At 70.6% G+C, this 25,495-nt stretch carries 24 protein-coding genes; 5 read left to right on the top strand and 19 right to left on the bottom strand.

Annotated elements, in window-relative coordinates:
* The 12 genes from ACFVJX_RS18400 to ACFVJX_RS18345 all read right to left on the bottom strand — a co-directional run bounded on the left by ACFVJX_RS18400 (position 1) and on the right by ACFVJX_RS18345 (position 12,725).
* Entirely contained in the window at positions 1-564 is a 564-nt protein-coding gene (locus ACFVJX_RS18400) for a hypothetical protein (RefSeq protein ID WP_384127610.1), read from the bottom strand.
* Positions 565-690: 126 nt separating this feature from the next.
* Complete coding sequence (locus ACFVJX_RS18395) at positions 691-1,491, bottom strand: HAD-IIA family hydrolase (RefSeq protein WP_384127609.1); 801 nt, start codon at positions 1,489-1,491, stop codon at positions 691-693.
* 103 nt (positions 1,492-1,594) lie between these two features.
* The gene (locus tag ACFVJX_RS18390) at positions 1,595-3,079 is read right to left on the bottom strand and encodes an alkaline phosphatase family protein (protein ID WP_384127696.1); all 1,485 of its coding nucleotides are present in this window, start codon (positions 3,077-3,079) and stop codon (positions 1,595-1,597) included.
* A gap of 172 nt (positions 3,080-3,251) precedes the next feature.
* On the bottom strand, positions 3,252-4,313 hold the full coding sequence (locus ACFVJX_RS18385) for a 2-aminoethylphosphonate ABC transporter substrate-binding protein (RefSeq protein ID WP_384127608.1): 1,062 nt from the start codon (positions 4,311-4,313) through the stop codon (positions 3,252-3,254).
* A 56-nt stretch (positions 4,314-4,369) separates the two neighbouring features.
* On the bottom strand, positions 4,370-5,167 hold the full coding sequence (locus ACFVJX_RS18380; RefSeq protein WP_384127606.1) for an ABC transporter permease: 798 nt from the start codon (positions 5,165-5,167) through the stop codon (positions 4,370-4,372).
* Positions 5,154-6,014, bottom strand: a complete 861-nt coding sequence (locus ACFVJX_RS18375) for a 2-aminoethylphosphonate ABC transporter permease subunit (RefSeq protein WP_384127694.1) — start codon at positions 6,012-6,014, stop codon at positions 5,154-5,156. Before ACFVJX_RS18375 ends, ACFVJX_RS18380 begins: the two co-directional genes overlap by 14 nt.
* A gap of 16 nt (positions 6,015-6,030) precedes the next feature.
* The gene (locus ACFVJX_RS18370) at positions 6,031-7,146 is read right to left on the bottom strand and encodes an ABC transporter ATP-binding protein (protein ID WP_384127605.1); all 1,116 of its coding nucleotides are present in this window, start codon (positions 7,144-7,146) and stop codon (positions 6,031-6,033) included.
* A 5-nt stretch (positions 7,147-7,151) separates the two neighbouring features.
* Positions 7,152-7,859, bottom strand: coding sequence for a phosphonatase-like hydrolase (locus ACFVJX_RS18365; protein ID WP_385745087.1), 708 nt, complete (start codon positions 7,857-7,859; stop codon positions 7,152-7,154).
* A complete protein-coding gene (locus ACFVJX_RS18360; RefSeq protein ID WP_384127602.1) occupies positions 7,856-8,980 on the bottom strand; it encodes a TIGR03364 family FAD-dependent oxidoreductase in 1,125 nt (374 codons plus the stop codon). Before ACFVJX_RS18360 ends, ACFVJX_RS18365 begins: the two co-directional genes overlap by 4 nt.
* 145 nt (positions 8,981-9,125) lie before the next feature.
* The gene (locus ACFVJX_RS18355; protein ID WP_384127600.1) at positions 9,126-9,890 is read right to left on the bottom strand and encodes a GntR family transcriptional regulator; all 765 of its coding nucleotides are present in this window, start codon (positions 9,888-9,890) and stop codon (positions 9,126-9,128) included.
* Between the two features lie 224 nt (positions 9,891-10,114).
* Positions 10,115-11,218, bottom strand: a complete 1,104-nt coding sequence (locus ACFVJX_RS18350) for a hypothetical protein (protein WP_384127599.1) — start codon at positions 11,216-11,218, stop codon at positions 10,115-10,117.
* 391 nt (positions 11,219-11,609) lie between these two features.
* Positions 11,610-12,725: an ROK family protein gene (locus ACFVJX_RS18345; protein WP_384127598.1), complete on the bottom strand. Its 1,116-nt coding sequence runs from the start codon at positions 12,723-12,725 to the stop codon at positions 11,610-11,612.
* A gap of 56 nt (positions 12,726-12,781) precedes the next feature.
* Here ACFVJX_RS18345 and ACFVJX_RS18340 point away from each other — a divergent pair, with 56 nt between their 5' ends.
* A complete protein-coding gene (locus ACFVJX_RS18340; protein WP_384127596.1) occupies positions 12,782-13,912 on the top strand; it encodes a Gfo/Idh/MocA family oxidoreductase in 1,131 nt (376 codons plus the stop codon).
* On the top strand, positions 13,909-14,388 hold the full coding sequence (locus tag ACFVJX_RS18335) for a heme-degrading domain-containing protein (protein WP_384127595.1): 480 nt from the start codon (positions 13,909-13,911) through the stop codon (positions 14,386-14,388). The genes ACFVJX_RS18340 and ACFVJX_RS18335 overlap by 4 nt, the downstream gene beginning before the upstream one ends.
* A 264-nt stretch (positions 14,389-14,652) precedes the next feature.
* Here ACFVJX_RS18335 and ACFVJX_RS18330 read toward each other — a convergent pair whose 3' ends face one another.
* The 6 genes from ACFVJX_RS18330 to ACFVJX_RS18305 form a co-directional block, all read right to left on the bottom strand.
* Positions 14,653-15,513 carry a fumarylacetoacetate hydrolase family protein gene (locus ACFVJX_RS18330; RefSeq protein WP_384127594.1) on the bottom strand — a complete coding sequence of 287 codons (861 nt, stop codon included), beginning with the start codon at positions 15,511-15,513 and terminating at the stop codon, positions 14,653-14,655.
* Positions 15,514-15,651: 138 nt separating this feature from the next.
* Positions 15,652-16,422, bottom strand: coding sequence for a YidC/Oxa1 family membrane protein insertase (locus ACFVJX_RS18325; RefSeq protein WP_384127592.1), 771 nt, complete (start codon positions 16,420-16,422; stop codon positions 15,652-15,654).
* Positions 16,423-16,554: 132 nt separating this feature from the next.
* Complete coding sequence (locus ACFVJX_RS18320) at positions 16,555-16,890, bottom strand: DUF6412 domain-containing protein (protein WP_384127590.1); 336 nt, start codon at positions 16,888-16,890, stop codon at positions 16,555-16,557.
* A gap of 212 nt (positions 16,891-17,102) precedes the next feature.
* Positions 17,103-18,650: a sodium:solute symporter gene (locus ACFVJX_RS18315; RefSeq protein ID WP_384127588.1), complete on the bottom strand. Its 1,548-nt coding sequence runs from the start codon at positions 18,648-18,650 to the stop codon at positions 17,103-17,105.
* On the bottom strand, positions 18,647-18,805 hold the full coding sequence (locus tag ACFVJX_RS18310; RefSeq protein ID WP_384127692.1) for a DUF3311 domain-containing protein: 159 nt from the start codon (positions 18,803-18,805) through the stop codon (positions 18,647-18,649). Before ACFVJX_RS18310 ends, ACFVJX_RS18315 begins: the two co-directional genes overlap by 4 nt.
* A 96-nt stretch (positions 18,806-18,901) precedes the next feature.
* Complete coding sequence (locus ACFVJX_RS18305) at positions 18,902-19,699, bottom strand: class E sortase (protein WP_384127586.1); 798 nt, start codon at positions 19,697-19,699, stop codon at positions 18,902-18,904.
* Between the two features lie 78 nt (positions 19,700-19,777).
* On the opposite strand from ACFVJX_RS18305, the gene ACFVJX_RS18300 reads away from it, so the two are divergent.
* The gene (locus ACFVJX_RS18300) at positions 19,778-20,782 is read left to right on the top strand and encodes an SEC-C metal-binding domain-containing protein (protein WP_384127584.1); all 1,005 of its coding nucleotides are present in this window, start codon (positions 19,778-19,780) and stop codon (positions 20,780-20,782) included.
* A 68-nt stretch (positions 20,783-20,850) separates the two neighbouring features.
* Positions 20,851-21,444, top strand: a complete 594-nt coding sequence (locus tag ACFVJX_RS18295; protein ID WP_384127582.1) for a GNAT family N-acetyltransferase — start codon at positions 20,851-20,853, stop codon at positions 21,442-21,444.
* A gap of 123 nt (positions 21,445-21,567) precedes the next feature.
* Here ACFVJX_RS18295 and ACFVJX_RS18290 read toward each other — a convergent pair whose 3' ends face one another.
* On the bottom strand, positions 21,568-22,038 hold the full coding sequence (locus tag ACFVJX_RS18290) for a GNAT family N-acetyltransferase (protein WP_384127580.1): 471 nt from the start codon (positions 22,036-22,038) through the stop codon (positions 21,568-21,570).
* A 313-nt stretch (positions 22,039-22,351) separates the two neighbouring features.
* On the opposite strand from ACFVJX_RS18290, the gene ACFVJX_RS18285 reads away from it, so the two are divergent.
* Complete coding sequence (locus ACFVJX_RS18285; RefSeq protein WP_384127578.1) at positions 22,352-25,495, top strand: DUF3427 domain-containing protein; 3,144 nt, start codon at positions 22,352-22,354, stop codon at positions 25,493-25,495.

Raw genomic sequence — 25,495 nt, 5'->3', positions numbered from 1 at the left:
TCAGTCGATGGCCGGGCGGCGGCGGCGCACGCTGCGGAAGGCGACCGCGACGGCGGCGACGGCGGCCAGGGCGAGGCCGATCACCGCGTGCGCGGTGCCGGGGCCCTCCTGCTGGGCGGCCTGGTCGGCGAGCACGGCGGTGCCGCCACCGCCCGCACGGACCGGGGCGACGGGCATGGGCCGGCTGCGGTGGACGACGGTGACGACGGCGGACACCTTGGTGCGCTTGTCGTCCTTGCAGACGACCTGGACGTCGTAGTCGCCGGGCTCGGCGTCGGAACGGATCCGGGCCTCGGCGAAGAGCTTCTTGCCGTCACCGGGCGAGAAGCGCGCCTCGGAGACGAAGGCATCGGAGTTCCCCTTGGCCTCCTTGCCCCTGCATCCGTCGACCTCCAGGTCGACCTCACCGCCCGGGGCGACGGACGACGGGGAGACCGAGAGCGTGGCCCGGGACCGCGAGTCCTGCCCGTGGTCGGAATCCGAATTGGCCAGTGCGACGGAAGCGGGCATCAGGGTCGCCGCGGCCACCGCGGCGGCACAGAACGTGAGGGGTATTGAACGCATCGTGAACCTCCTTATGGAAGGTTCACGCGTGCGACGGCTTTCCGCATCCGCAGGGGCCGCGGCGTTGGGCCGGTGGAGTGCGGCGGGAGCGGCGCCCGAGGGCCGCTCCCGCCGCCTCCGGCGGTGCTAGTGGCCGTCTCCGCCCAGGTCGACGAGGTCCACGAGGTCGGCGATGGAGTCGACGACGGTGGACGGCCGGAACGGGTACCTGTCGATGTCCGGCACCGAGGTGAGCCCGGTGAGCACCAGGAACGTCTGCATGCCCGCCTCCAGACCGGCCAGCACATCGGTGTCCATCCGGTCACCGATCATGGCGCTGGACTCGGAGTGGGCACCGATCGCGTTGAGCCCGGTGCGCATCATCAGCGGATTCGGCTTGCCCGCGAAGTACGGGGCCTTGCCGGTGGCCTTGGTGATGAGCGCGGCGACGGACCCGGTCGCGGGCAGCGGGCCCTCGGCGGACGGGCCGGTCTCGTCCGGGTTGGTGCAGATGAAGCGGGCGCCGCCGTTGATCAGCCGGATCGCCTTGGTGAGCGCCTCGAACGAGTACGTACGGGTCTCCCCGAGCACCACGTAGTCGGGCTCGTGGTCGGTGAGGACGTATCCGATGTCGTGCAGCGCGGTGGTCAGCCCGGCCTCGCCGATGACATACGCCGTGCCGCCGGGCCGCTGGTCGTCCAGGAACTGGGCGGTGGCGAGCGCGGAGGTCCAGATGTTCTCGACGGGCACGTCGAGACCCATCCGGCTGAGCCGGGCGTGCAGGTCGCGCGCGGTGTAGATCGAGTTGTTCGTGAGGACCAGGAAGGGCAGCCCCGATTCCCGCAGCCGCTTGATGAAGGCATCGGCGCCGGGGATCGGTGTCCCCTCGTGGATGAGGACTCCGTCCATGTCGGTGAGCCAGGACGAGATCGGCTTGCGCTCTGCCATGCGGAACTCCTGATTTGCCGTACGCCGGGTGCGGGGACGCCGGCGGCACCGCGTTGTGCAGCGCCGACATCCCCGATTTTAGGCTGCCCGTCCGACCGGGTGTTCAGCCGGACGTGATCCTCACACCGTCGACCGCCCAGAACCAGTTGTTGCCACCCGTGTACCGGAATCGGACCTGTGCGGTGGTGGCACCGGCCGGGACTCGCAGGGCGAGCGATTCGGCCTTCGAGACGGTGTCCGCGGTGTACGTCTTCACCGTCACGGGTGCGCCGCCGTCGTAGGACACGAGGACCTCGCCCTTCTGCGGGGCCTCCTGGCGGTAGTGGGTGGTGTAGGCGAGGGTGGCGGTCCGGCCGCCGGTGACGGGGCGGGCGGGGCTGATCAGGGTCGATTCGAAGGTGCCGGTGAAGGTCTTGTCGGCCCATTCGTCGCCGTCGGCGACCGCGAAGACGTTCCGGGCCCGGACGTTGTTCTCGCGCCACTGGCCGCGCTCGGCGGAGGTCCAGAACTCGTCGGTGGTGAAGCTCCAGCCGCGCCACTCGGTGACGCCACCGGTGCCCATCGCGCTGTTGTCGACGCTCCACCCGGCGGGCGGGGTGTGGGTGAAGCCGAGGACCGCCGCGCCGGTACCGGTCTCGTCCACCCGGGCCCGCAGCTGCGGGCGCAGCGCGTCGAAGTCGTCGGGGGCGGGCTGCTGGAGCGGACGGCCGTCGAGGTCCCAGGCCGGGTCGACGGCTATGCCCAGGTGGGCGAGGGCGGAGACCGCGACGTCCGGCATCTTGATGTCGTGGCGGGTCGAGCCCGGGGTGATGCCGCCGCCGCTCGCGATGAGGAAGGTCTGCCGCTCGGCCGCACTGGCGCCGCCGTGGCCGCCGGCGTCGGTGTGCCCGTGGTCGGCGGTGATCATGATGAGCCAGTCCTCGGAGCCGTACGTGGCCCGGCCCCGTACCGCCGACACCAGTCGGCCCACCTGGGTGTCGACACCGTGGATCGCGTCCAGGTACTGGCTGCTCGCGGCGCCGTAGCTGTGGCCCGCGTGGTCGACGTTGTCGAGGTGGACGAAGACCGCGTCGCGGTTGCCTTCGGCCAGTTCGGCGGCGGCCCTGCTCGTGGTGCCCGTGTCGTACTCGGCCTCCGGGGTGGAGACCCGGCTGTCGACCTTCGCCGAGAAGATCGTGTCCGTGACCGGGCTCCAGGAGGCCACGGCGTACGTGGAGAGCGAGGGCTTCGCCGTCTCGATCCGGGTCAGGAAGTCGGGGTACCGCGCGAAGTCGTTGCCGGTGAACTCGTTGTTCCTGACGTGGTGCTTGTCGGGCCAGACGCCCGTGATGATCGTGGACCAGCCGGGGCCGGACAGGGTCGGGGCCATCGGATCGGCGTAGAGCGGGCTGACGGAGGTGAGTCCGGCGGCCATCAACGCGTCGAGTTGGGGTGCGTCCGCGTCCTTGATCCTGTTGAGCAGGGCGCCGTCCAGGCCGATGACCAGGACCTTGGGCGTACGGGCGGCGGCGCGGGCGGCCGTGGTGGCGGCGAGCGGTGCCGCGGCGGCGAGTGCTGCCGCGCTCATGAGGAGGGTGCGGCGGGACATGGCTGAGGTCACGGGGTCCTCCGTGGGAGTGGTGGGGGTGCGCAGCCGGTGCGTTGGAATCAGTGCAACTCCTCATGGAGAGAAGAGAAGTTGACGATGGGTCCAGACCCGTTATCTTTTCGCGATGATCTGCCGGAGGTCCAGACCCCTGCGGTGGGTCGTCCGGCAACGGTCAGCTTCCGGTGGCCGACTTCCAGGCGTCCACGTACGAGTCGAGGTGGGCCGCGATGTCCGGCCAGTCCGGCTGGAAGACCTCGACCCCGTCCATCAGTTCCGTCAGTGCGACGGCGTTGGTGTCGGTCGCCTCGATGTCCTTGCGGGCCGGGAAGCCGCCGCCGATCGCGCTGACGTCCTTCTGGGCCCGCTCGGCGAGCATGAAGTCGAGCAGCTTCTTGCCGTTGGCGCTGTGCGGTGCCTTGGTGACCAGGCCGGCCGCGTACGGCAGGGCAAAGGTGGTGGGCTTGCCGCCGGCCTTCGCGGGGAACCAGATGCCGAGGTTCGGCATGTCCTTGGACTGGGCGTGGTTCATCTGGACGTCCCCGTTGGCGGCGAGGAGTTCACCCTTGTCGACCTTGGGCGCGAGCTTGCCGGTGGAGGCGGACGGGCCGACGTTGTTGGACTGGAGCTTCTTGAGGTACGCCATCGCCGGCTTCTCGCCGCCGAAGTCGTGCATGGCCTTGATGAGTACGGCCGTGCCGTCACCGGCCACCCCGGGGGTGGAGTACTGGATCCTGTCCTTGTACTTGCCGTCGAGCAGCTCCTCCCAGGTGGCGGGCGGGGTCTTCAGCTCCTTCGTGTTGTGGACGAAGCCGAAGTAGTTGTTGACGACCGAGGTCCACTTGGCGTCGGCCGCCTTGTCGGTGCCGGCCACCTGGTCGGAACCGGCCGGTGCGTACGCCTGGAGGAGGCCCTTGGAATCGGCCTGCTGGATGAACGGCGGGAGGGTGACCAGTACGTCGGCCTGGGTGTTGGTCCTCTCGCGGACGGTGCGCTGCACCATCTCGCCGGAGCCGCCCTCCACGTACTTGACCTTGATGCCGGTCTTCTTCTCGAAGTCCTCGAAGACCTTGTCGTACCAGCCGTCGCCGTTCTCGCCCTTGAGGCCGTCGGCGCTGTAGACGGTGACGACCTTCTCGTCGGAGGCGGCCGAGGAGCCGCCGCAGGCGGAGAGGGAGGCGGAGAGGGCGAGCGAACCGGTGACGGCGGCTATGGGCCCGAGGTGGTTCTTGCGCATGGTGGTCGTATCTCCTGGAAGCTGGAAGTCGTTCCGGTACGGGTGCGTTACGGGGATCAGCGGTAGGAGGCCCTGGTGCGGATGCGGGAGACCCCGAACAGCACGAGCAGCGTCGTGGCCATCAGGACCATGGCGACGGCGGCTCCGGTGAAGAGCGAGCCGCGATCGGTGGCCGCGAAGATCTGCACCGGAAGGGGTGTCCAGTCCGGCGGGTAGAGCATCATCGTGGCGCTCAGCTCACCCATGGACAGGGCGAAGCAGAGCCCGGCGGCAGCCGTGAGGGACGGCAGCAGGAGTGGCAGCTTGATGCGCCACAGCACGTACGAGGGCCGGGCGCCGAGGCCGGCGGCGGCCTGTTCGTACATGGGGTCGAGACGTACTGTCGCGGCCGAAACCGACGCGTAGGCGAACGCCGTGACAAGAACGGCGTGCGCGAGGATCACGATCCAGCGCGTCCCGTTGAGCAGCACCGGCGGACGGCTGAAGGCGACGAGGACGGCGAGCCCGACGACGACGGACGGCACGGCGACCGGCAGCATGAACAGCGCGTCGATGAACCGCTTGCCGCGCCGGCCCAGCGATGCGGCGGCGAGCGCGGCCCAGGCTCCGACGACCAGGGCCAGCAGACTCGCGGTGACGGCGGTGACCAGGCTGGTGGTGAGCGCCTGGAGGGCGTCGCCCGCGGTGGCCGTGTCGTAGTGCTTCAGGGTCGGCCCCGAAGGGAGCGCACCGGACCAGTTCGTGGCGAACGAGGCCGCGAGGACGACCACAAGCGGCACCGCGAACAGCGGGACGAAGAGCAGCAGGAAGACGGCCCAGGTGGCCCACTTCCCGGTACGGCTATGCACCAGCACGGCGGCTCACCACCCGGTACAGGCTGTAGAGGCCGACGGAGATCACGATGTTGACGACGGCGACGACACAGGCGGCCGGGTAGTCGGACTCCAGGATCGCCTTGCTGTAGACGAGCGTCGGCAGGGTGGTGACGCCCTTCGCCCCCGTGAACAGGACGATGCCGAATTCGTTGAGGCACATCACCAGGACGAGGCTGCCGCCCGCGGCGAGTGCCGGAAGCGCCTCGGGGAGGATCACCCGCCGCACGATCCGGGCCGGGCCCGCGCCCAGTGAGGACGCCACCTCCAGCTGTGCGGTGTCGAGCTGGGAGAAGGCCGCGAGCAGGGGGCGCATCACGAACGGGGTGAAGTAGGTGATCTCGGCGAGGAGTACGCCCCACGGCGTGGTGAGGAAGTGGAACGGCCCGTCGGCCGCGCCGGTGACACCCGTCCACACCCCGTTGGCCACACCGGTGTTGCCGTAGATGAACAGCAGGGCGAGCGTGATCAGGAAGGACGGGAAGGAGAGGAAGACGTCCACGAACCGGGCGACGGCCTTTCCGCCGGGGAACGGCACGAAGGCGATGACCACGGCGAGTACGAAGCCGAGGACGAGGCACCCGGCCGTCGAACCGGCCGCGAGCCACACGGTGGTGGTGAGCGCCGAACGGAAGGAGGCCGAAGCGAGTACCTCGCTGTACGGAGCGGTCGATGTGCCGCCCTCGTCGGGGCTGAAGGACTGCTGGACGACGAGGAGGAGGGGGTAGAGGAACACGACGCCGAGCACGACGACGGGGGGCAGGGCCCAGAGGCTCCGGCCCGTCCGGCGTTCGAGGACGGAGCCGGGGCCGGACGCGGCCGGCCGCACGTCTCCGGTCACCGCGCTAGCCACGGGCCCCTCCGCTCACCGTCTCGCCCTCGGCCGCCACGCGGGCCGGATGGGCGCCCGCCGGCAGCAACACGGCGTCGTCCGCCGCGAAGTGCACGGTCGTCCTCTCCCCCGGTACCGGCGTCTCCCGCAGCTCCCGGACGTCCGCCTTCACCCGGTGCCCGTCGATGTCGACGTACAGCCGGTGCGTGGCCCCCCGCCACTGGACCTCGGCGATCGTGCCGGTCAGCGCGTTGGGCCCGTCGCCGAGCCCGACCAGGTGCGGCCGGACGCAGAGCGTGGCGGTGACGCCGCCGGCCACCGGACCGGTGGGCACGGCGAGTGCGTGCCCCGCGAAGTCCACGGTGTCGGCGGACTCCGCGACGGTGACCGGCAGCAGGTTCGCGTTGCCGACGAACGACGCGGTGAACTCCGTACGCGGGCGCCTGTACAGCTCCTGCGGGGTGCCGCAGTCCTGGAGCCTGGCCCTGTCCATGACGGCGATCCGGTCGGCGAGGGTCAGCGCCTCGACCTGGTCGTGGGTGACGTACAGGATGGAGACGTCCGGCAGCTCCCGGTGCAGTCGGGCCAGTTCGGCGAGCATCCCGGAGCGCAGCTGGGCGTCCAGCGCGGAGAGCGGTTCGTCGAGCAGCAGCACGCCGGGACGGATGGCGAGTGCGCGGGCGATGGCGACGCGCTGCTGCTGACCGCCGGAGAGTTCGCGCGGGTAGCGCCGGGCGTACGCGGCCATGCCGACGAGTTCGAGGGCTTCGGCGACCCGTCCGGGGATCTCGGAGCGGTCGGCCTTCTGCGCCTTGAGGCCGAAGGCGACGTTGTCCCGGACCCGCAGGTGGGGGAAGAGGGCGTACTGCTGGACGACCATGCCGATGCCTCGCTTGTGCGGCGGCAGGGCGGTGATGTCGCGGTCGCCGATGTACACCCGCCCGGAGGCCGGCCGGACGAATCCGGCGACGGCGCGCAGGGCGGTCGTCTTACCGGAGCCGGAGGGCCCCAGCAGCGCCATGACCTCGCCGGGTTCGACGGTGAGATCGAGCCCGTCGAGGACGACGTTCCCGCCGTACGCGACGCTGACCCGGTCGAACCGGATGCCGCTGCGGGCGGCCGCTGCCACGCCCGTCACGCCTCGGCCCGCGCGATCAGGCCGGGCAGTTCGGCGACGGAGCCGAGTACGTGGGTGGCGCCGCTGCGGGTCAGCAGATCCCTGTCGTGGGCGCCGGTGAGGACGCCCGCGACGATCCCCGCCCCGGAGCGCGCGCCGCTGAGCATGTCGTACGAGGTGTCCCCCGCGACGACGATCCGGCGGACGTCGTCCACCGCACCGGTGCGCAGCAGCGCGGCGAGGACCATGTCCGGGTACGGGCGGCCCCGGCCGCCCGCGTCGGCCGGGCAGAGGGTCAGTTCGACCAGGTCCTGCCAGCCGAGTGCGGCGAGGATCGCGTCCTGGGTGGTGCGGGCGAATCCGGTGGACAGGACCACGGTCCGACCCTCGGACCTGAGCCTTTCGACGGCCTCGCGGGCGCCGGGTACGGGTGCGATGCGACCGCCGTCGACCAGTTCCCCGTACGCCTCCTCGAAGGCGGCGTTGGCCCGCTGGGCGAGGGTCTCCCCGCCGAACAGGTGGCGGAACACGGTGATCTTGGATTCGCCCATGGTGGCGCGTACGTAGTCGAGCTTCTCGGTGTGGTCGGCGGAGCCTGGCTCCACGCCGAGGCGTGCGGCGGCTGCGGCGAAGGCCTGCTCGACGAGGCCTCCGTCGGCGACGGTGGTGCCCGCCATGTCGAGGACGATCAGGTCGAGGGGGTTGCTCGTGGTCAATTTCTTCACCAGCCCAGTTCGTTGGCGGTCGTTTCGGCGATGGCGGGCGAGCAGGTCATGCCGCGTCCGCCCGGTCCGGTCACCAGCCAGACGCCGTCGCGCACCTGCTGGCGGTGGACGACGCGGCCGGTGTCGGTGCACTGGGCGTAGACGCCGGCCCAGCGGCGGCGGACGCGCGGCAGCGGGCGGCCGAGGAAGGACTCCACGACGCCCGTGAGGTGCTCGTACGGCTCCTCGACGGTGTCGAAGGAGAAGGGGTGCTCGTACTCGTGGGTGTCACCGATGGTCAGTCCGCCGTCGCGGCGCTGCACCATCAGGAGTTGCATGCGGTGCTCGGCTGCGGTCGGGGTCTGTGCCTGACCGGAGTTGAGGGCGTCGAGCGCCTCGCCGCGGTAGGCCGGGTAGTAGCGGAAGCTGTCGGCGTCGGCGACGGAGGTGGTGAGCGGTTCGCCGAGCGGGTCGGTCTGCATCATCTGGAGCCGGACCCGCCGCACGGGCAGTTGTGGCCCGGCCAGTTCGCGGACGAGGCCACCGAGCCAGGCACCGGTCGCCAGGACGACGGTGTCACCGGTGTGCACGTCGCCGTGGTCGTCGCGGACGGATGCGGTGCCGACCACCTCACGCACCTCTCGGCCGCCGAGGAAGGTGTAGCGGCCCGAGGCCAGCAGCTCCCGTTTCAGGGCGAGTTGCGCGGTGCGCGGTTCGACGGCCGCGTCCCGCCCGCACCACAGGGCTGCGCCGAAACCGCCGCGCAGGGCCGGGTTGAGGGCGCGGGCCTCGTCCGCGGTGAGCAGCTTGTAGCCGCGGGCCGCCGCGTCGGGACGGGCGACGGCCGCCTCGGCGACGGCGGTCTCCCGTTCGGTGCGCAGCGGGGTGAGCGAGCCGCAGGCCCGGAACCCCAGCTCCGGCACCCGCTCGCCGATGGACTCCCACAGCTCACGGGCGCGCAGCGCGGTCTCCAGCTCCTCGCCGCCGGCCCGGCCGCTGACCCATATCTGTCCGAAATTGCGGAGCGATGCCCCGCGCGCCTCACTCTCGCGCTCGATCTGTACGACCTCGTGGCCGCGGTTCACTGCGTGCCAGGCGTGCATGGTTCCCACCACGCCGGCTCCTACGACGATGACTCTCACGGCGGCAACGCTCCTCGGGGCGGGTGGCCCGTACGGATCGGGACGGCAACGGGACGGTGAACCGAACCCCAAACTTGGCCTAGACCCGTTACCTTCTCGTTATTAAAACGGGTCGACGGTCGGCCCGTTCGGCTCGGCTACGGGCTCAGCCGCGTCCGCTCAGGTGAGTGGTGAAGGAGAACCGGTCGCCACGGAACAGTGTCCGCACGCGCTCCAGCGGCAGCCCGTCCGCGTCCCGTGAGACGCGGTGGATCAGCAGCATGGGCAGCGCGGGCGGCGTGCCGATGAGCAGCGCCTCGCGCGGGGTGGCGAGCACGGTTTCGATCCGCTCGTCCGCGTCGCCGAAGGAGATCCCGAGCCGGTCGTGCAGATAGGCGTAGAACGACGAGTCGGGGTCGAAATCGCCTGCCAGGTCCGGCAGTCGGGCAACGCTGACGTACGTGCTCTCCAGCCCGACCCGGTCGTCGTCGGCGAGCAGCACCCGCTCCAGGTGCCAGACCGGCTCCCCGCGCTCCACCCCGACCTCGGCGGCGAGCGCGTCGGGGCAGGGGAAGCGTTCCAGCCCGATGAGATGGCGGCCCGGGGCACGCCCCTGCCTGCGTACGCCCTCCGTGTAGCTGGCGAGCGAGAGCGGCTGCTCCAGCTTGGGTCCCGCGACCACCGTGCCGCGGCCCTGCCGGGCGAGCCGTCCTTCCAGGAGCAGTTCGCGCAGGGCCTGGCGCACGGTCTCGCGCGAGACCTCGTAGCGCAGGGCGAGGTCGCGTTCCGGTGGCAGCATGCCGCCCTCGCCGAGCTCCTCGATGAGAGCGGAGACATGGGCCTTCACGGCGTAGTACTTCGGAATACGGCCGTGCTCCGGGATGCCGGAACGGATCGGTGCGCCAGGTACCTGGTCGTACGGGTAGTCCACGGCCCGATGGTGACAGACGGACATGAACACCGGTGGACGGGCCGACCCGGAACGAATCGAAGCGACCTGTTCACGGGGGGAAGGGGGGAGGGGGGACGGGGGGCGGCACGGCCCGGAACGAATCGAAGCGACCTACTCACGGGGGAGGGAGTGGCACGGCCCGGAACGAATCGAAGCGACCTACTCACGGGGGAGGGAGTGGCACGGCCCGGGACGGCTCCGGGTCAGCGGCGGGCGCGGCGCGTCCGGCGGGACCGGACCACCACGGCCCCGCCGCCGATCAGGAAGCCGGAGACGGTGAGAACGGCGCGCGGCACGGGTACGGGGATGCCGGTCCTGGCCAGCTCCGGGACCCCGGCAGGGTCCCGACCCGGTGCGACGGGGCGCCGGTTACCGGTGATGCCGGTGCCGGGCCGGGCACCGTCGGGGATGCGGCCCTGCTCGTCGCCCGTACCGTCGTTGTCGCGGTCGCTGTCACCGGTCCCGCCGGTGCCGTCGTTCTCCTTGCCGGTCCCGCTGCTGTCCATGCCCTCGCCCTCGCCGTCATCGACCACGGTGAACCGGTAGTCCTCGGACTCGCCCACCCATTCCCCGTCACTCCCCTTCGGCGCGGTACCGCCGCCGTCGCTGTCGCCGCTCACCCCGTGCTTCCGCTGCACGATCGCGGCGTTGGCGGTGATGCGGCCGGGGCTGGTGTCGGAGGTGAACGCGAGCCTGACCTGGACGGTGACGGTACGTCCCGCGGGCACGGTGAAGCCGCCGAAGGATTCGTCGCCCTCGCCGCCGAAGACGCCGATGTGCTCGTCCCGGTCGGTCGTCTCCCAGGTGACGCGGTGCTCGACGTCGGGGTGGGCGCGCTCGGAGAACTTCAGCTGGATCTGGCCCGAGGTCAGCCTGTGGTCGTCGTCGGTGAGGACCAGGACCGGGTGGATGGAACGGCAGGCCCGCGAGGTGGTGTTGGTCAGGTCCAGGAACCAGGTGCCGTAGCCGCCGCCGGAGGCGTAGGTGTCGGGCCCGCCGTGGATCCGGGTGTCGATGGGGAAGTCCGCCGCCTCCGGATCACCGCAGGCGGGCTGCTGGTCGGCGTCGACGGCCGCCGGGGCGGAACCCGGCACGGAGGCCTGCGACGCCGAAGCCGGCCGGGCCGCCGGGGTGGCGGCCTGGTTGCGCTGCGGTGCGGCGGACGCGGTCGCCGCACCGCCGAGCACGACGGCGGGGACGACACTCGCGGCGGCCAGCCCGAGCACGAGCCCGTGCCTGGTCCGCCCGGGCAACGGTGGCGCGGGGTGTTCCGGGGGTGTGGCGGGCGGGGGCGGTGTGGGGGGCATGGGGGACGGCCTTCGCTGCTCGCGGAAACGGTCGGCTCGCCCCGGACCCGGAGTTCACCGGTATGGACCGGCGACGCTGCCACGCCCCCGCCGCCCGCTCAGCGCAGACCCGCCGCGGGTCCGCCCGACCGGCGGCGGTGAACCCCTCGATCAGCCGAGTGCATCAGCCGACCGACGACACGTCACCACCCGCCGTCCGGCACCCGTCGTCCGCCACCCGCCGTCCGCCACCCTGCGCCCGTCGCCGACCGCCCGTCGTCCGCCGTCCGCCGTCCGCCAGCCGGCAACCGGCAACCGGCACTCGCCACCCGTCGTCCGGCACCCGGCACCCGGCACCCGGCACCCGGCACAGCACCCGCTGCGAAGGCGCCCCTTCCCAGGGCCCATGCGCTCAAGCGTCCCGCTCAGGGGTGTTGCCGCCGACGCGGCCGAACAGGGGGGCGAGGACGAGTTGGGCCGCGCCTTCGGCGACCGGGCGGTCGCCCCCGCGGGACGCTACGACCGGGACCGGCACCCCGCCGATCCCGTCGCGCCGGGCCCGCGCGTCGAGCACGGCGCGCACTCCTCGTACATACGCCTCGGGGTCGGCGGCGACGGTGCGCCCACCCAGGACCACCCGGTCGATGTCGAGCAGGCCCACCAGGTTGGCAGCGCCGGTGCCGAGTACCCGCGCGGCCTCGGCCGCATCGCCGCGGGCGACGGCGGCCAGGCAGAGCGCCTCGATGCAGCCACGCCCACCGCAGCCGCACCGCACCCCGTCCAACTGAACGGTCTGGTGGCCGAATTCACCGGCTCCGGTACGGGCCCCGCGGTGCACCTCCCCGCCGAGCACAAGGCCCGCGCCGAGTCCCGTACCGAGGTGAAGATAGGCGAAGTCACCGGGGCCCGCGGCCTGGAGGGCGAGCCCGAGGGCCGCGGCGTTGGTGTCCTTGTCGATCACGACGGGCAGCCCGGTCCGCGCGGCGAGGGCGTCCCCGAGCGGGTACCCGTCCCACTGCGGGAACCCGGTGACGCGGTGCAGCACCCCGCTGCGGTGGTCGAGCGGCCCCGGCACGGCGGCGCCCACGCCGAGCACCGGCAGTGAGTCGTCGCCGCGCACGGCGGCGACCGCCTCGGCCGCGGCCCCGAGGACGTCGTCGGCCGGGGCCCCGAAATTCAGTGGAGCCGTACGGGCGGCGGCCACCGCGCCCGCGAGGTCGACGAGCACCACAGTCAGCCCGTCGCGGTCCAGATGCAGCCCCACCGCGTGGCCGGCGTCCGGCACCAGCCGCAGGACGGTCCGGGGCTTGCCTCCGGTGGATGCGCGGTGGCCCGCCTCGGCCGCCAGCCCCTCGGCCCGCAGCCGGGCGGTGATCTTGCTGACGGCCTGCGGGGTGAGCCCCGTACGCGCGGCGAGTTCGAGCCGGCTGATCCCGCGCTCGCCCGCCACCCGCAGCAGATCCAGCACGAGCGCCGCGTTGTGGCTGCGCAGCGTCGGCAGGTTGGCGCCGCTATTACTCCTGTTCACGGACCCATTGTCGCTGCCGCTTGCACTTTGGCAACAGCGTTGCCAAAGTGGAACGCATGACTGCCCACGCGACTCACGCGACCTCCGGAACGGCCCCGACCCCCCTGCGCGTCGGACTCGTCGGCTACGGCCTGGCGGGTTCCGTCTTCCACGCCCCGCTGATCGCCGCGACCGACGGCCTCGTCCTGGACACGGTCGTCACGTCGAACGAGGAGCGGCGGGAGCAGGCCCGCGCCGAATTCCCCGACGTACGGTTCGCCGCCTCCCCCGACGAGCTGTGGCAGCGGGCGGACGAGCTCGACCTGATCGTGATCGCGTCGCCGAACAAGACCCATGTCCCGGTCGCCACCGCCGCGATCAAGGCCGGCCTGCCGGTGGTCGTGGACAAGCCGATCGCCGGTACGGCGGCCGAGGCCCGGGAGCTGGCGGCCCTGGCCGAGGAGCGCGGGGTGCTGCTCTCGGTCTTCCAGAACCGCCGCTGGGACAACGACTTCCTTACTCTGCGCGCGCTGATCGCGGAGGGTGAGCTGGGCGAGGTACAGCGTTTCGAATCGCGTTTCGAGCGGTGGCGCCCGCAGCCGAAGGGCGGCTGGCGCGAGTCGGGCGACCCGCAGGAGATCGGCGGGCTCCTGTTCGACCTGGGCAGCCACGTCGTCGACCAGGCGCTGGTCCTGTTCGGGCCGGCGGTCCAGGTGTACGCGGAGTCCGACGTACGCCGGCCGGGCGCGGCGGCCGACGACGACACGTTCCTGGCGATCACCCATGCGAACGGCGTCCGCTCGCACCTGTACGTCAGCGCGACGACGGCCCAGCTCGGCCCCCGTTTCCGGGCGCTCGGCTCGACCGCCGGCTATGTGAAGTACGGCCTCGACCCCCAGGAGGCCGCGCTGCGCGAGGGCGCCCGCCCCTCGCAGGACGGGCCGTGGGGCGAGGAGGCCGAGGAGCTGTGGGGCCGGCTCGGCTCGGGCGAGTCCCCGCTCACGGGCGGCGGCACCCCGGTCCCCACACGGCCGGGCGACTACCCCGCGTACTACGCGGCGGTCACCGAAGCACTGCGCGGAAAGGGCGACAATCCGGTGACCGCCCTCCAGGCCGCCGCGACCCTGGACGTCCTGGAGGCCGCCCGCCGCTCGGCCCGCGAAGGCGTCACCGTAACCCTGCACACGAACGAGGAGCAGCCCGTATGAACCCCACCGCTCCGACCATCTCCGAGCTGATCGCGCAGGAGCGCAGGCTGACGCTGCCGCATTTCGGCTACGACGACGCGTACGCGCTCGGCGGCCTGCTGGTCTCCCTGGCCCGGGAACGGCACGCGCCGGTCGCGATCGACATCCACCGCGGAGCGCAGCAGCTGTTCCACGCCGCGCTGCCGGGATCGAGCGCGGACAACGACGCCTGGATCGAACGCAAGCGCAAGGTCGTCGAACGTTACGGCGAGAGCTCGTACCTGGTCGGAACCAGGTTCCGGGCCAAGGGAACGACGTTCGACGACTCCTCGCGGCTGAACCCGGACACCTACGCCGCCCATGGCGGCTCGTTCCCGATCGCGGTCGAGGGCGCGGGCGTCATCGGCTCGGTCACGGTCTCGGGCCTGCCCCAGGCGGAGGACCACGCCTTGGTGGTCGAGGCTCTGGAACAGTTCGCGACGAAGATCAGCAGCTGACGCACCCGGGGGGGTGGGCGCCACATCCAGGCACACCCACCCCTCCGACGTTTCTGCACGAGCGCACCCTCATCGCAGCCCGAGACCGCAGCCCGAGGTCGCAGCCCGAGCGCGCCGGGATAAAGCCGGGCCGCCGAACCAAGCCCGTCCGGCGCCTGACCGAGGCGCCTCCAAGCCCGTCCGGCACTGACCGGGCGTCTCCAAGCCCGTCCGGCGGCCTGACGACAGAGCGGCCCCGGGCGCACCCGGGCCCCCACCCGCCCCCTAAGCCCCCTTGAGCTCCTGCCGCTGCCGCCCCAGCCCCTCGATCTCCAGCTCCACGACATCCCCGGCGCGAAGGTACGGCTTGGGCTCCGGCTGCCCCATAGCCACCCCCGCCGGCGTCCCGGTGTTGATCACATCACCCGGATACAGCGTCATGAAGTGACTCAGGTACCGCACGACCTCGCCGACCGGGAAGATCTGGTCGGCCGTCGTACCGTCCTGCTTCAGCTCGCCGTTGACCCAGAGCTTCAGCGGCAGCGCCTGCGGGTCGGCGACCTCGTCGGCCGTCACGAGCCACGGCCCCAGCGGGTTGAACGTCTCGCAGTTCTTGCCCTTGTCCCACGTGCCGCCGCGCTCGATCTGGAACTCGCGCTCCGAGACGTCGTGCGCGACCGCGTACCCGGCGACGTGCGCGAGAGCGTCCTCCGCCGATTCCAGGTACCGGGCGGTGCGCCCGATGACGACGGCGAGCTCGACCTCCCAGTCGGTCTTCACACTGCCGCGCGGCACGAGCACCGCGTCCTCGGGCCCGACGACCGTGTCCGGCGCCTTGAAGAACAGGATCGGCTCACTCGGTATCCGGGCGCCGGTCTCCACGGCATGGTCGTGGTAGTTCAGCCCGATGCACACGATCTTGCCGATCCGGCCGAGCGGCGACCCCACCCGCAGCCCCTCGGCATCGAGCACCGGCAGCTCGCCGGGCGCGGCCGCGGCAGCCCGGACCCGGGCGAGCGCGTCCTCGTCGGCGAGCAGCGCGCCGTCGATGTCGGCGACGACTCCCGACAGGTCACGCAGGGTCCCGTCCTCATCCAGCAGTGCCGGTCGTTCCGCGCCTGCCGTACCCACACGAAGCAGCTTCAACGGTCTTTCTCCCCTTGGTCGAGATCGGGCCCGTCGAATGGGTTGCGGCCATCGCAGGCTTGTCCGATCCTCCAAGACATCCGATCACTCCGCAAGACCCTGTTCACACACTGGACCGTCACGCACTCGTCTCAGCGATTACGCGACGGTGGCCACGGCTCCACCCGGGGCCGGCATGTCGCGGTACAGGTAGGCCCGCTCGATCGCGGTCCAGGTGGTGCTGGTGACGACGTACAGCGCGGCGGCCAGCGGCACGAAGCCCACGGTGAAGAGCGTGAAGAAGGACATCAGCGGCATCACCTTCGTCATCGCGCCCATGCCCGGGACCGGCTGTCCGTCGGGACCGGTGGCCGGGGTCACCGGGTTGGCGGCCATCTGGCGCTTCGTACGCCCGTAGTTGAACGTGGCGACCGCGGCGACGATCACGAACAGCCCCACGTACACGAGGCCCTGCGCCCCGAACATCCCGCCGTGCGCGAGTGCGTCGTGCCAGCGCTCGCCCAGCGGGGCGCCGAAGAGCTCATGGCCGAGGAGTTCGTTGGGGTGGCTGCCGATCTTCTGGCTGGAGAAGAGGTGGTAGAGCAGGAAGAAGGCCGGCATCTGGAGCAGGCTGGGCAGGCAGCCGGAGAGCGGCGAGACCTTCTCCGCCTTGTGCAGCTCCATGAGCGCCTTCTGCATCCGCTCGGGGTTCTTGCCGTGCTTCTTGCGGAGCTCGGCGATCTGCGGCTGGAGGCGGCGCTGCGCCTTCTGCCCACGCGCCGCGGCCCGGGACAGGGGGTGCACGGCGAGCCGCACGAGCGCGGTGAACAGGACGATCGCGGCGGCGGTGGACGCGGTCTGGAAGAACGGGTGGAGCAGATCGGCGAAAGCGCCGACCAGGCTGGCGAAAGCGGACATGAAGGCGGACATGGATGAGCCCTCCGTGGGTCTCGTCGTGCCGGGAAGTGGATCAGCTTCGGCATGACGATCCGCGCGGGACGCCCAGCCCACGTACGCGCAGCGCGTCGTACGTATCCGGACGAAGGAGGAAGGAGGGGGCCCCTACGCGGCCGTCAGGAGGACACGGCCGGGGGCTCGGGGGCGTCGGCGCCCCTTGGCGTCGGGGTCTCGTTGCGGAAGGAACGCGGTGCGTTTCTCCCGGTCACGCATGGCGGTACGGACCCGGGTGCGGGGCACCGGGACGGCGCAGCGGGCGCTGATGACCGAGCAGGCGACGAGTGCGGTACCGGCGGCGGCGGTGGCGGCGAGCGCGACCGCGGCGGAGAGGCTGCCGCCTTCGGCGAGCAGGACCTCGGTGAGGAAGAAGAGCAGCAGACCGGCGGGGCGGAGCAGCCGGGCGAGGGCGCCGCGCATGCGGTTCATCGCGCCTGCGTCCATGGGTCCTCCCCCTTCCACGCTGTCGGTGGCCGCGTCGTGAAGCGGCACTTCAACCGTTAACCGTTATACACGATCGGCCGGAGGCACCGGCGGGACGGAAGCGGCGCCCGGCCGACCGGGTCCTTGCGAGCCGGGCCGCAGCCGGAGCCGGAGCCCGACCCACCCGCCACCGGGCGCATCGCCGCTGAGGTCCGCGGTTCCGCACCGCCCCCTCACCCCGCCCGTCCAGGCGCCACCGGCTCCTCGTCGTCGATGCCTTCGATGCCCTGGACGCCCTCGATCTCGTCCCGCGCCAGGACCTCCTCGTCCGGCCGTTCGTCGCGCTCGCGCGGCCCCGCGTACGTCACAGCGAGCGCGACGGCGAGATTGGCGCCGAGCGCGATGATGCCCGCGTTCACGCCCCACACCGGATCGTTCTCCGTGAAGACGAACCCGCACACCACGGCCACGCCGACGACCAGCCCGCTCATCGCCCCGAGCAGCGTCAGCCGCCGCCACATCAGACCCAGCAGCACCATGGGCAGCAGCTGCGCCATCCCTTCGTACGAGATCAGCGAGAGCCGCACGAGGGTGTTGGGCGCGATGTACGTGAGCAGGAGGGCCAGGCTCCCCGCGACCACGACGACCACCTGGGCCGCGCCCTTCTGCCGCCGCTCCCAGCGCGGCACGAGCGAGAGCACGCTGCGCCCCCACATGGTGCCGATAACGAGCATGAAGACGGCCATGGGCACGATCGAGGACAGTGCGGCGGCGACCCCGATGACCCCGACCGACCAGGCGGGCAGCGAGTCCACGACGAGCTTGAAGAGGGCGAGGTTGGACTCGGCCCCGACCAGCCCCGGCACGACGAACAGGGCCGCCATCCCGAGCAGCATCGGCACGAACAGCAGCACGTTGTAGGCGGGCAGCCACATCGCGTTGCGCCGCAGCACGTCCGCGTTCTTCGCGCCGAGGTACCCGGCGACGGTCGTCGGGAAGATCACGACGGTGAGGGAGTTGAGGAACGAGGTGGTGATGAACCAGGCCTGCCCGAGCCCGCTGTCCCCGTGCCCGGGGAAGGTCAGCCACTCGCTCTTCTCGGTGACGAGCCGGTCGAGGAAGGGCCCGTAACCGTCGAAGTAGTGCGTCGGTACGTAGACGGCGAGGAAGCCGAGGGTGGCGATCACCATCACGTCCTTCAGCACCGACACCCACGCGCTGCCGCGCAGCCCGCTCACCACGACGAAGCCGGTGGTGACGGCGAACGCGATGAAGTAGGCCCAGTTCAGGCTGATGGCGCCGTAGGAGATGGTCGACACGACCACACCCATGCCGGTGATCTGGAGCTGGATGTACGGGAGCAGGAAGACGGTCGCGAGTACGGCGACGAGCGCCCCGAGCCACGGCCGGGCGAAGCGGTGCGCCACCATGTCGGTGATCCCGACGAGGCCGTGCCTGCGCGCGTACCCCCAGAGCATCGGTCCGACGACATAGCCGGCGGCGTAACCGCAGGACATGTACGCCACCACGTAGAGCACCGGGGCCCCGTAGTTGTAACCCCAGCCCGCGGCCCCGAGATAGCTGAAGCTGGTGTAGCCCTCCCCTGCCATCAGCACCCAGATGAAGACGGTCCCCAGGCTGCGTCCGCCCACCGACCACTCGGCGAGCCCGCCGCCCTCTCCCCCGCCCCTGCCGCGCCGCCCGCGCACGGCGAACAGCCCGAGGGCCACGGTGGCGACCATGAAGACCCCGAAGACGGAGGTCGCGACGGCGGCGTTCACCGGCGGTCACCCCGCCGGGTCAGCCACACGGCGACCGGGGTCAGCACCGTCGCCCCGAGCAGCCACAGGAAGAGGAACGGCAGCCCGAGAACCACGGGCCGGACCCGGTTCACCAGCGGCAGCGCCCCCAGGTAGAGCACATAGGGAACCAGCAACCACAACAACTGCGGACGTCGTCTGAGCACGTCAGCGACCCTAGTGACCCGCCCCCGCCCGGACACCATCGCCCGGCGGCACTCCCCGTATTCCCCCTACTTCCCCCGCACATCGGTCAGCTTCCCCCACACCACCAGCCGGTAGCGGGAGGTGAACTCGGGCGTGCACGTCGTCAACGTCACATAGGACCCGGCCGCCCGGTACCCGACGTACGGCTTCACATTGCTGCGCGGAACGGCGGCCACGACTCCGCCGTCCCCCGCGCCGGTCTGCGGCAGGGTCTTGTCGACGGCGTACGTGTAGACGGCGTTCCGGGTCTCGACGGTGATCCGGTCGCCGCGGCGCAGCCGGTTGACGTAGCGGAAGGGTTCGCCGTGGGTGTTGCGGTGGGCGGCGAGCGCGAAGTTCCCGGCGCCGCCGGGCTGCGCGGTGCCGGGGTAGTGGCCCACGTATCCCTTGTCGAGGACACCGCTCCGGCTGATGCCCTGGGCCACGGGCGCGGTGAGCCCGATGCGCGGGATCCGGATGACGGCGTACGCCTGGGAGCGGCGGGGCGAGGACGCGGTGGTGGCCGGGGCCGCACCCCGGCCCTCCGTGTCGCCCTCCTCCCCCGCCACGGCGGGACCGTCGTCCGCAGGCTTCTCCGGCGCCACCGACCGCGACGGCTCGGGCTCCGGCCGCCCCCAGTCCCGCTGGAGGGCCTGCACGGTATGGGTGGCTTCGGCACGGGCCTGCCGGTTGGTCCACCACAACTGATGGGCGACGAGCAGCAGCAGGACGACGCCGAGGGTCACCACCAGCTCGGCACCCGTCCAGAGGCCGCGCGCGGCCAGCAGCCGTCCACGCGGGTCACGCTGCACCACCACCGGTATCCGCTCACGCACGGCCCGCACGATAGGGCCGCGCCCCGTAACTCTCCAGACCCGGAACAACTCTCCGTGCAACCGCCGTACAGCAGTACGGTGTGGTTCATGCGCCCCGACACGCCTGCCGACCACACCACCGAAGCCGAGCGCCTGCTGCGCACCGCGGTGCAGTACCCCGAGGACCACGAGCCGCTGCTCCTCCAGGCCGCCGCCCATCTGGAACTCGCCGGTGACCGCGCCCGCGCCACGACGCTCTACGGCGAGCTGCTCAGCGACCCCGGCACCGAGCACCCCCACCTGGTGAAGGCGCTGAACGCCGCCAACCTGTGGGAGTACGGCCACGAGGCCGAGGCCCGCGCGATCATCGACGGAATCCGCGCGGCGGGCCCGCTGGACGCGGCCCCCTGGGAGATCGCGGCGGAGACCCTGGAGGCCCACGACGAGCTCGAAGCGGCCCACGACTACTTCTCCACCGCCCTCACACTGCTCATCGCGCCGGGCGAGGAAGTGCCGTACGCCACCCAGTCGTTGCTGACCGGCCGGCACCGGGTACGCCGCTTGATGGGCGTCCGGCACGACGCGTGGGACGAACTGGCCGACACCCTGCACACGGCGGCCGTCCCGCTGGACGAACTCCACGACCCGAAGCGGCTGTGGGCACTGGGCTCCTCCGACCCGGGCGAGCTGCGCGCCGAGATCACCCGCCTCCGCGCGGAACTGGGCACGTACCGCACGGCCCTGTCCCGCCCGTTCCCGGTCGCGGTGCTGCACTGGCCGCAGACCGAGCTGGACGAGCTCCTCACCGCCTATCCGGGCCTCGGCAGCGAGTACACCTCCCACCCGGACCACCTGGCCCGTCTGGAGACGGCCCTGCGCGATCTCCATGCGACGGGCACCCCGAACCTCGGCATCGTCACGGGCACGGTCCCGTCGTACGAGGCGTTCGCCGCCTCGGAGGCCGCCTCCCCGTCCGACCCGGACCTGCTCCCCCAGTACGCCACGACCCTCGCCGCCCGGGGCCGCGCCGTCCCGTGGCCCCCGGCGAGGAGCGCGGCCTGCTGGTGCGGCACGGGCCGCCCGTACCGCGACTGCCACGGAGGCGCACTGTAGGGAAGGCCCGGCGGGACCGCGCAGATATCCGGATGCCGGGGCGCGGGCGCCCTGTGTACGGTTCCGCCATGCCTGGACTGCCTGGACTGCCTGGAGTACCGAAACGGCCTGAACCGCCCAACTCGCCCAACCCGCCCAACTCACCTGACTCGCCCCGCCTCCAGCGCCTGCGCGCCGACCACGCCCCGGCGCTCCTCGCGTTCGAGCAGGAGAACCGCGCGTTCTTCGCGGCCTCGGTGCCGGACCGCGGGGACGAGTACTTCGCCCGCTTCGCCGCCCGCCACGAGGCCCTGCTCACCGAGCAGGCGGCCGGCATCTGCCACTTCCACCTCCTGGTGGCGGAGGACGGCGAGATCCTGGGCCGCTTCAACCTGATGGACGCGGAGAACGGCACGGCCGAACTGGGCTTCCGCCTGGCCGAGAAGGCGACGGGCCGCGGCCTGGCGACGGCGGCGGTGCGCCAGATCTTCCGGCTGTGCGAGACGACGTACACCGTGACCACACTCCACGCGTCGGCCGCCGTCACGAACACCGCCTCCCGCGCGGTCCTGACCCGTACGGGCTTCGTCCCGACGGGCAGGGAAGTGACACTGAGTGGAAAGCCGGGGCTCGAGTACGTACGGGAACTGCCTGACCGGACGGATGACAGCGCGGGCGGCTAGCCGGCGACCGGCCTGCGCGCGGACGGACACACCGGGCCCAACGCACGGGGTGCGAACGGCAGCCCCGGCGCCGCAGCCATCCGCTTCGAGGGGCGACAACTCATCCGGGCGGCGTGAGCGTCTTCAGCGTTCCTGCCGCTCAGGGCGCCACTCGTACCGAACATCCGGCTCACGTTCCTCGTTGCGTTCACCGTCGGTGCTCTCCGCAGCGACAAAGCCGTGCCGTTGGTAGAAACGACGCGCCGGCTTGTTGACCTGGAACGTCCACAGTGCCAACCCGCCCGGACGCCGCTGCTTCGCCAGGTCCACGAGGCGGCCCCCGATGCCCTGGCCCTGCCACACCGGATCGATATAGAGCTGGTCCAGCTCTTCGTCGTCCAGCACCATCAAGGCGACCACCGAACCATCGACCGTGGCCACCCACGTCTCCTCGCCGGGCACGACCACTTCCCGGAACCAGGAGCGGACCTGGTCGTCCGTATGGGCCCGGCGCACGCCCGGAAGCGCCGCCGCGAAGGAGCGCAGCCACACCTCGGCCACCGCGCCGGCATCGGAGTCGACCGCGCGGCGGATGACAAGGTTGTTGATCTCCACAGCTACGCATGCTCGCAGACACAGGTTGCGACCGCATCCGAGTTCTCCCCGGTGGCCGTCAAGTTCCTCACCCGCAAGCCCAAACCACGCAATTGCGTCGTGCCGTATTGCTGGGCAGGCTCGCCCTCGCCCTAGCCGCCTTCCAAGCAGCCCGCCCCTCGGCGTGACCGTGCTCATCCTTCTCACGGTCCGGCCGAATCAACCGGAGTGCCGGGCCTGGCTCGGGGTGGGCTGGTCTCAGCCGCGGGTAGGACGTGTCAGTCCTCCTTGATACAACTGCGTACATAGGTATCGCAATGAGGGGGACTCGGCCATGCCCAGCCACGCTTCAGAGGTAGCGGCACCAGCTGCCGGTCTGTACGAAACGTTGATCACCCGACGCCTCGAAGAGCGTATGAAGCAGCTCGACGCTGCGGGCTGGCGCGCAATCGATCAAGTTGTGGGAGACAACTCAACGCCCCACGTCCTGACCCGCCATATCGCGGCCACCGTGCGCCGAGTGCTTCAGGGGCTGACACCGCCAGAGCAGGTGCTTGCCGCCAACCACATCCTGGAATCCCTCAATACCCTTGAAGGCGCCACCGAATGGGTCGACTTGGTAGTCGAGGGACCGCGGCAGCTTCTTGCGGTTGCGGAGCAGGAAGCACCGGGTGTCTACGCCATCCGCCCTGCCACCCCACTCTCCGAGACTGCGCTCATCACTAACTCGCCCGAAGACCCCAGCCTGGGCTTCGAGCTACGAGCTGAACTGGCGACAGCTGACCGTGTGGACCTGCTGTGCGCCTTCGTAAAGTGGCACGGCCTCCGCGTACTCGAACAATCACTAACTTCCGCTCGCGCCCGCGGCGTCCCCATCAGGGTCCTCACGACGACGTACATCGGAGCCACCGAACGCCGGGCGCTCGACCGGCTGGTTCGCGAGTTTGGCGCTGAAGTGAAGGTCAATTACGAGCTCCGCTCGACCCGCCTGCACGCCAAGGCATGGCTCTTCCGCCGCGAAAGCGGCTTTGACACCGCGTACGTCGGCAGCTCCAACCTGTCCAAGGCTGCGCTCCTCGACGGCCTCGAATGGAACGTGCGTCTTTCGTCGATCGCCACACCCTCGGTCCTTCGCAAGTTCGAGGCAACCTTCGACGCCTACTGGAGCGAGCGCTCCTTCGAGACGTACAGCCCCGATAGTGACGCCCAGCGACTGGATGAAGCCCTCTCTCACGCAAGTGGAACCTCCGGTCCGCAGGGGCGCAATGTCATCACGCTCTCTGGGCTAGAAGTCCACCCCTACCCACACCAACGCGACATGCTGGAACGCCTCGAAGTCGAGCGGGCTGTCCACGGGCGGAAGCGGAATCTCCTCGTCGCCGCCACTGGCACGGGCAAGACGGTGATGGCAGCACTGGACTATAAGCACCTTCGGCAGAAGCTCGGACGCGACCCTCGCCTGCTTTTCGTGGCCCATCGCAAGGAGATCCTGGAGCAGTCGCTTCGCGTCTACCAGGACGTGTTGGTCGACGCGAACTTCGGCGAGCTCTTCCACAGCGGTCGAGTACCAGCCGACTGGGACCACGTATTCGCGAGTGTCCAGTCACTCAACGCACGCGCTCTGGAGCGCCTGGCCCCAGACCACTTCGATGTCATCGTGATCGATGAGTTCCACCACGGCACGTCGCCGACCTATCGACGGATCATCGACCACTTCACCCCAAAGGAGTTGCTCGGCCTCACCGCCACCCCCGAGCGGATGGACGGTCTGAACGTTCAAGATGCGTTCTTCGACGGTCGGATCGCCGCCGAGATGCGACTCTGGGAAGCCCTTGAGAACGAGTTGCTGAGTCCATTCCATTATTTTGGCGTCACAGACAGCACTGACATGAGTGCCATCACGTGGAAGCGGGGGGCGTATGACGTGGCCGCTCTCGGCCACCTCTTCACGGGCAACGACGCCCGAGCCCGGCTCGTCGTCAAAGCCGTGCAGGACAAGGTCACCGACCCCGGGTCGATGCGCGCTCTGGGTTTCTGCGTCTCGGTGGCGCACGCCCACTTCATGGCCGACTACTTCCGACTCGCAGGCCTCAACGCCGTAGCTCTGTCCGGTGAATCGTCACCGCACGAGCGTAAGTCCGCGCTCGACGAGCTGCGCGCTGGCACTCTCCAGGTCATCTTCTCCGTGGACCTGTTCAACGAAGGCCTCGACATCCCTGATGTCGACACTCTGCTCCTGCTCCGGCCGACCTCAAGCGCCACGGTCTTCCTTCAGCAGCTGGGACGCGGGCTACGCCGCACGGAGGACAAGGCTGTTCTCACTGTCCTCGACTTCATCGGACAGCACCGCAAGGAATTCCGCTTCGAGGACCAGTTCCGCGCCCTCACCAACCTGACGCGGAACCGACTGCTGACAAACATCGAGCAGGACTTCCCCCAGCTCCCCTCCGGCTGCCAGATCATCCTTGAGCCCAAGGCGAAGGCGATGATCATCGACAACATCCGGAACCAGATCGGCGTCAACGTCACTCAGCTCGCTCGCGAGGTAGCCGCGTATGCAGAGCCAAGGCTTGCGAACTATCTCGAGGAGAGCGGTCGAGAGGTCAAAGAGCTCTACCGTGGGAGCGGGAACTCATGGACGGGCCTTCTCCGCCGCGCCAACCTCCTCGGTCCGACCGGACCCGATGGTGAGGCAGCGCTACTGAAACGAGTATCAGCGTTCCTCCACGTCGACGACCCGACCCGTGTCTCGGCGTACACCAAGCTCCTCAGTGACGACGCCCCCACGTACGACCAATTGACCGCCCAAGAACAGCTGTACGCCCACATGTTCTTCTTCTCCCTGTGGCCCTTGGGCGGCGACTTCACGAGCTATCAGCAGGGCTTCGACACCCTGCGAACCCAGCACGCCTTCCGGGACGAGCTCCGCCAGGTCCTGGCTCATGCCCTCAACCAGGCCGACCACCTCCCGATCCCGCTCCTCGGCACGCACGCCGGCCTGCCACTGTCCGTCCACGCCTCATACAGCCGCGAAGAAATCCTCCCCGCGCTGGGCCAGTCCACTGTGGACAGCTTCATGCCTGGGCACTTCCGCGAGGGCGTGAAGTGGTGCGAGAGCATCCAGACGGATGCTCTCCTCATCACTCTAGAAAAAGACGAAAAGGACTTCTCCCCAGAGACGCGCTACAAGGACTACGCCTTGAACGAGTCCCTGTTCCACTGGGAGTCACAGAATCAGACGTCGGAGACGTCTCCCACGGGCCGTCGCTACCAGACCCACAAGGAGAGCGGATCTCATGTGCTGCTCTTCGTGCGTCGCTACAAGAAGACAGACATCGGCGGCCCACAGCCATGGATGCTGCTGGGACCCGCCGAGTACGTCGGGCACAAGGGGAGCAAGCCCATGGGCATCACTTGGACGCTCCGACACGAGATGCCAGCTGACGTGTTGACATACTCAGCGATTGCTGCTGGCTGA

The organism is Streptomyces sp. NPDC127177 (assembly GCF_042672475.1).
In the GTDB taxonomy this organism is placed as follows: Bacteria; Actinomycetota; Actinomycetes; order Streptomycetales; family Streptomycetaceae; genus Streptomyces.
Note: the sequence above shows the minus strand (reverse complement) of the source record. Positions and strands in the feature narration are given on the sequence as shown.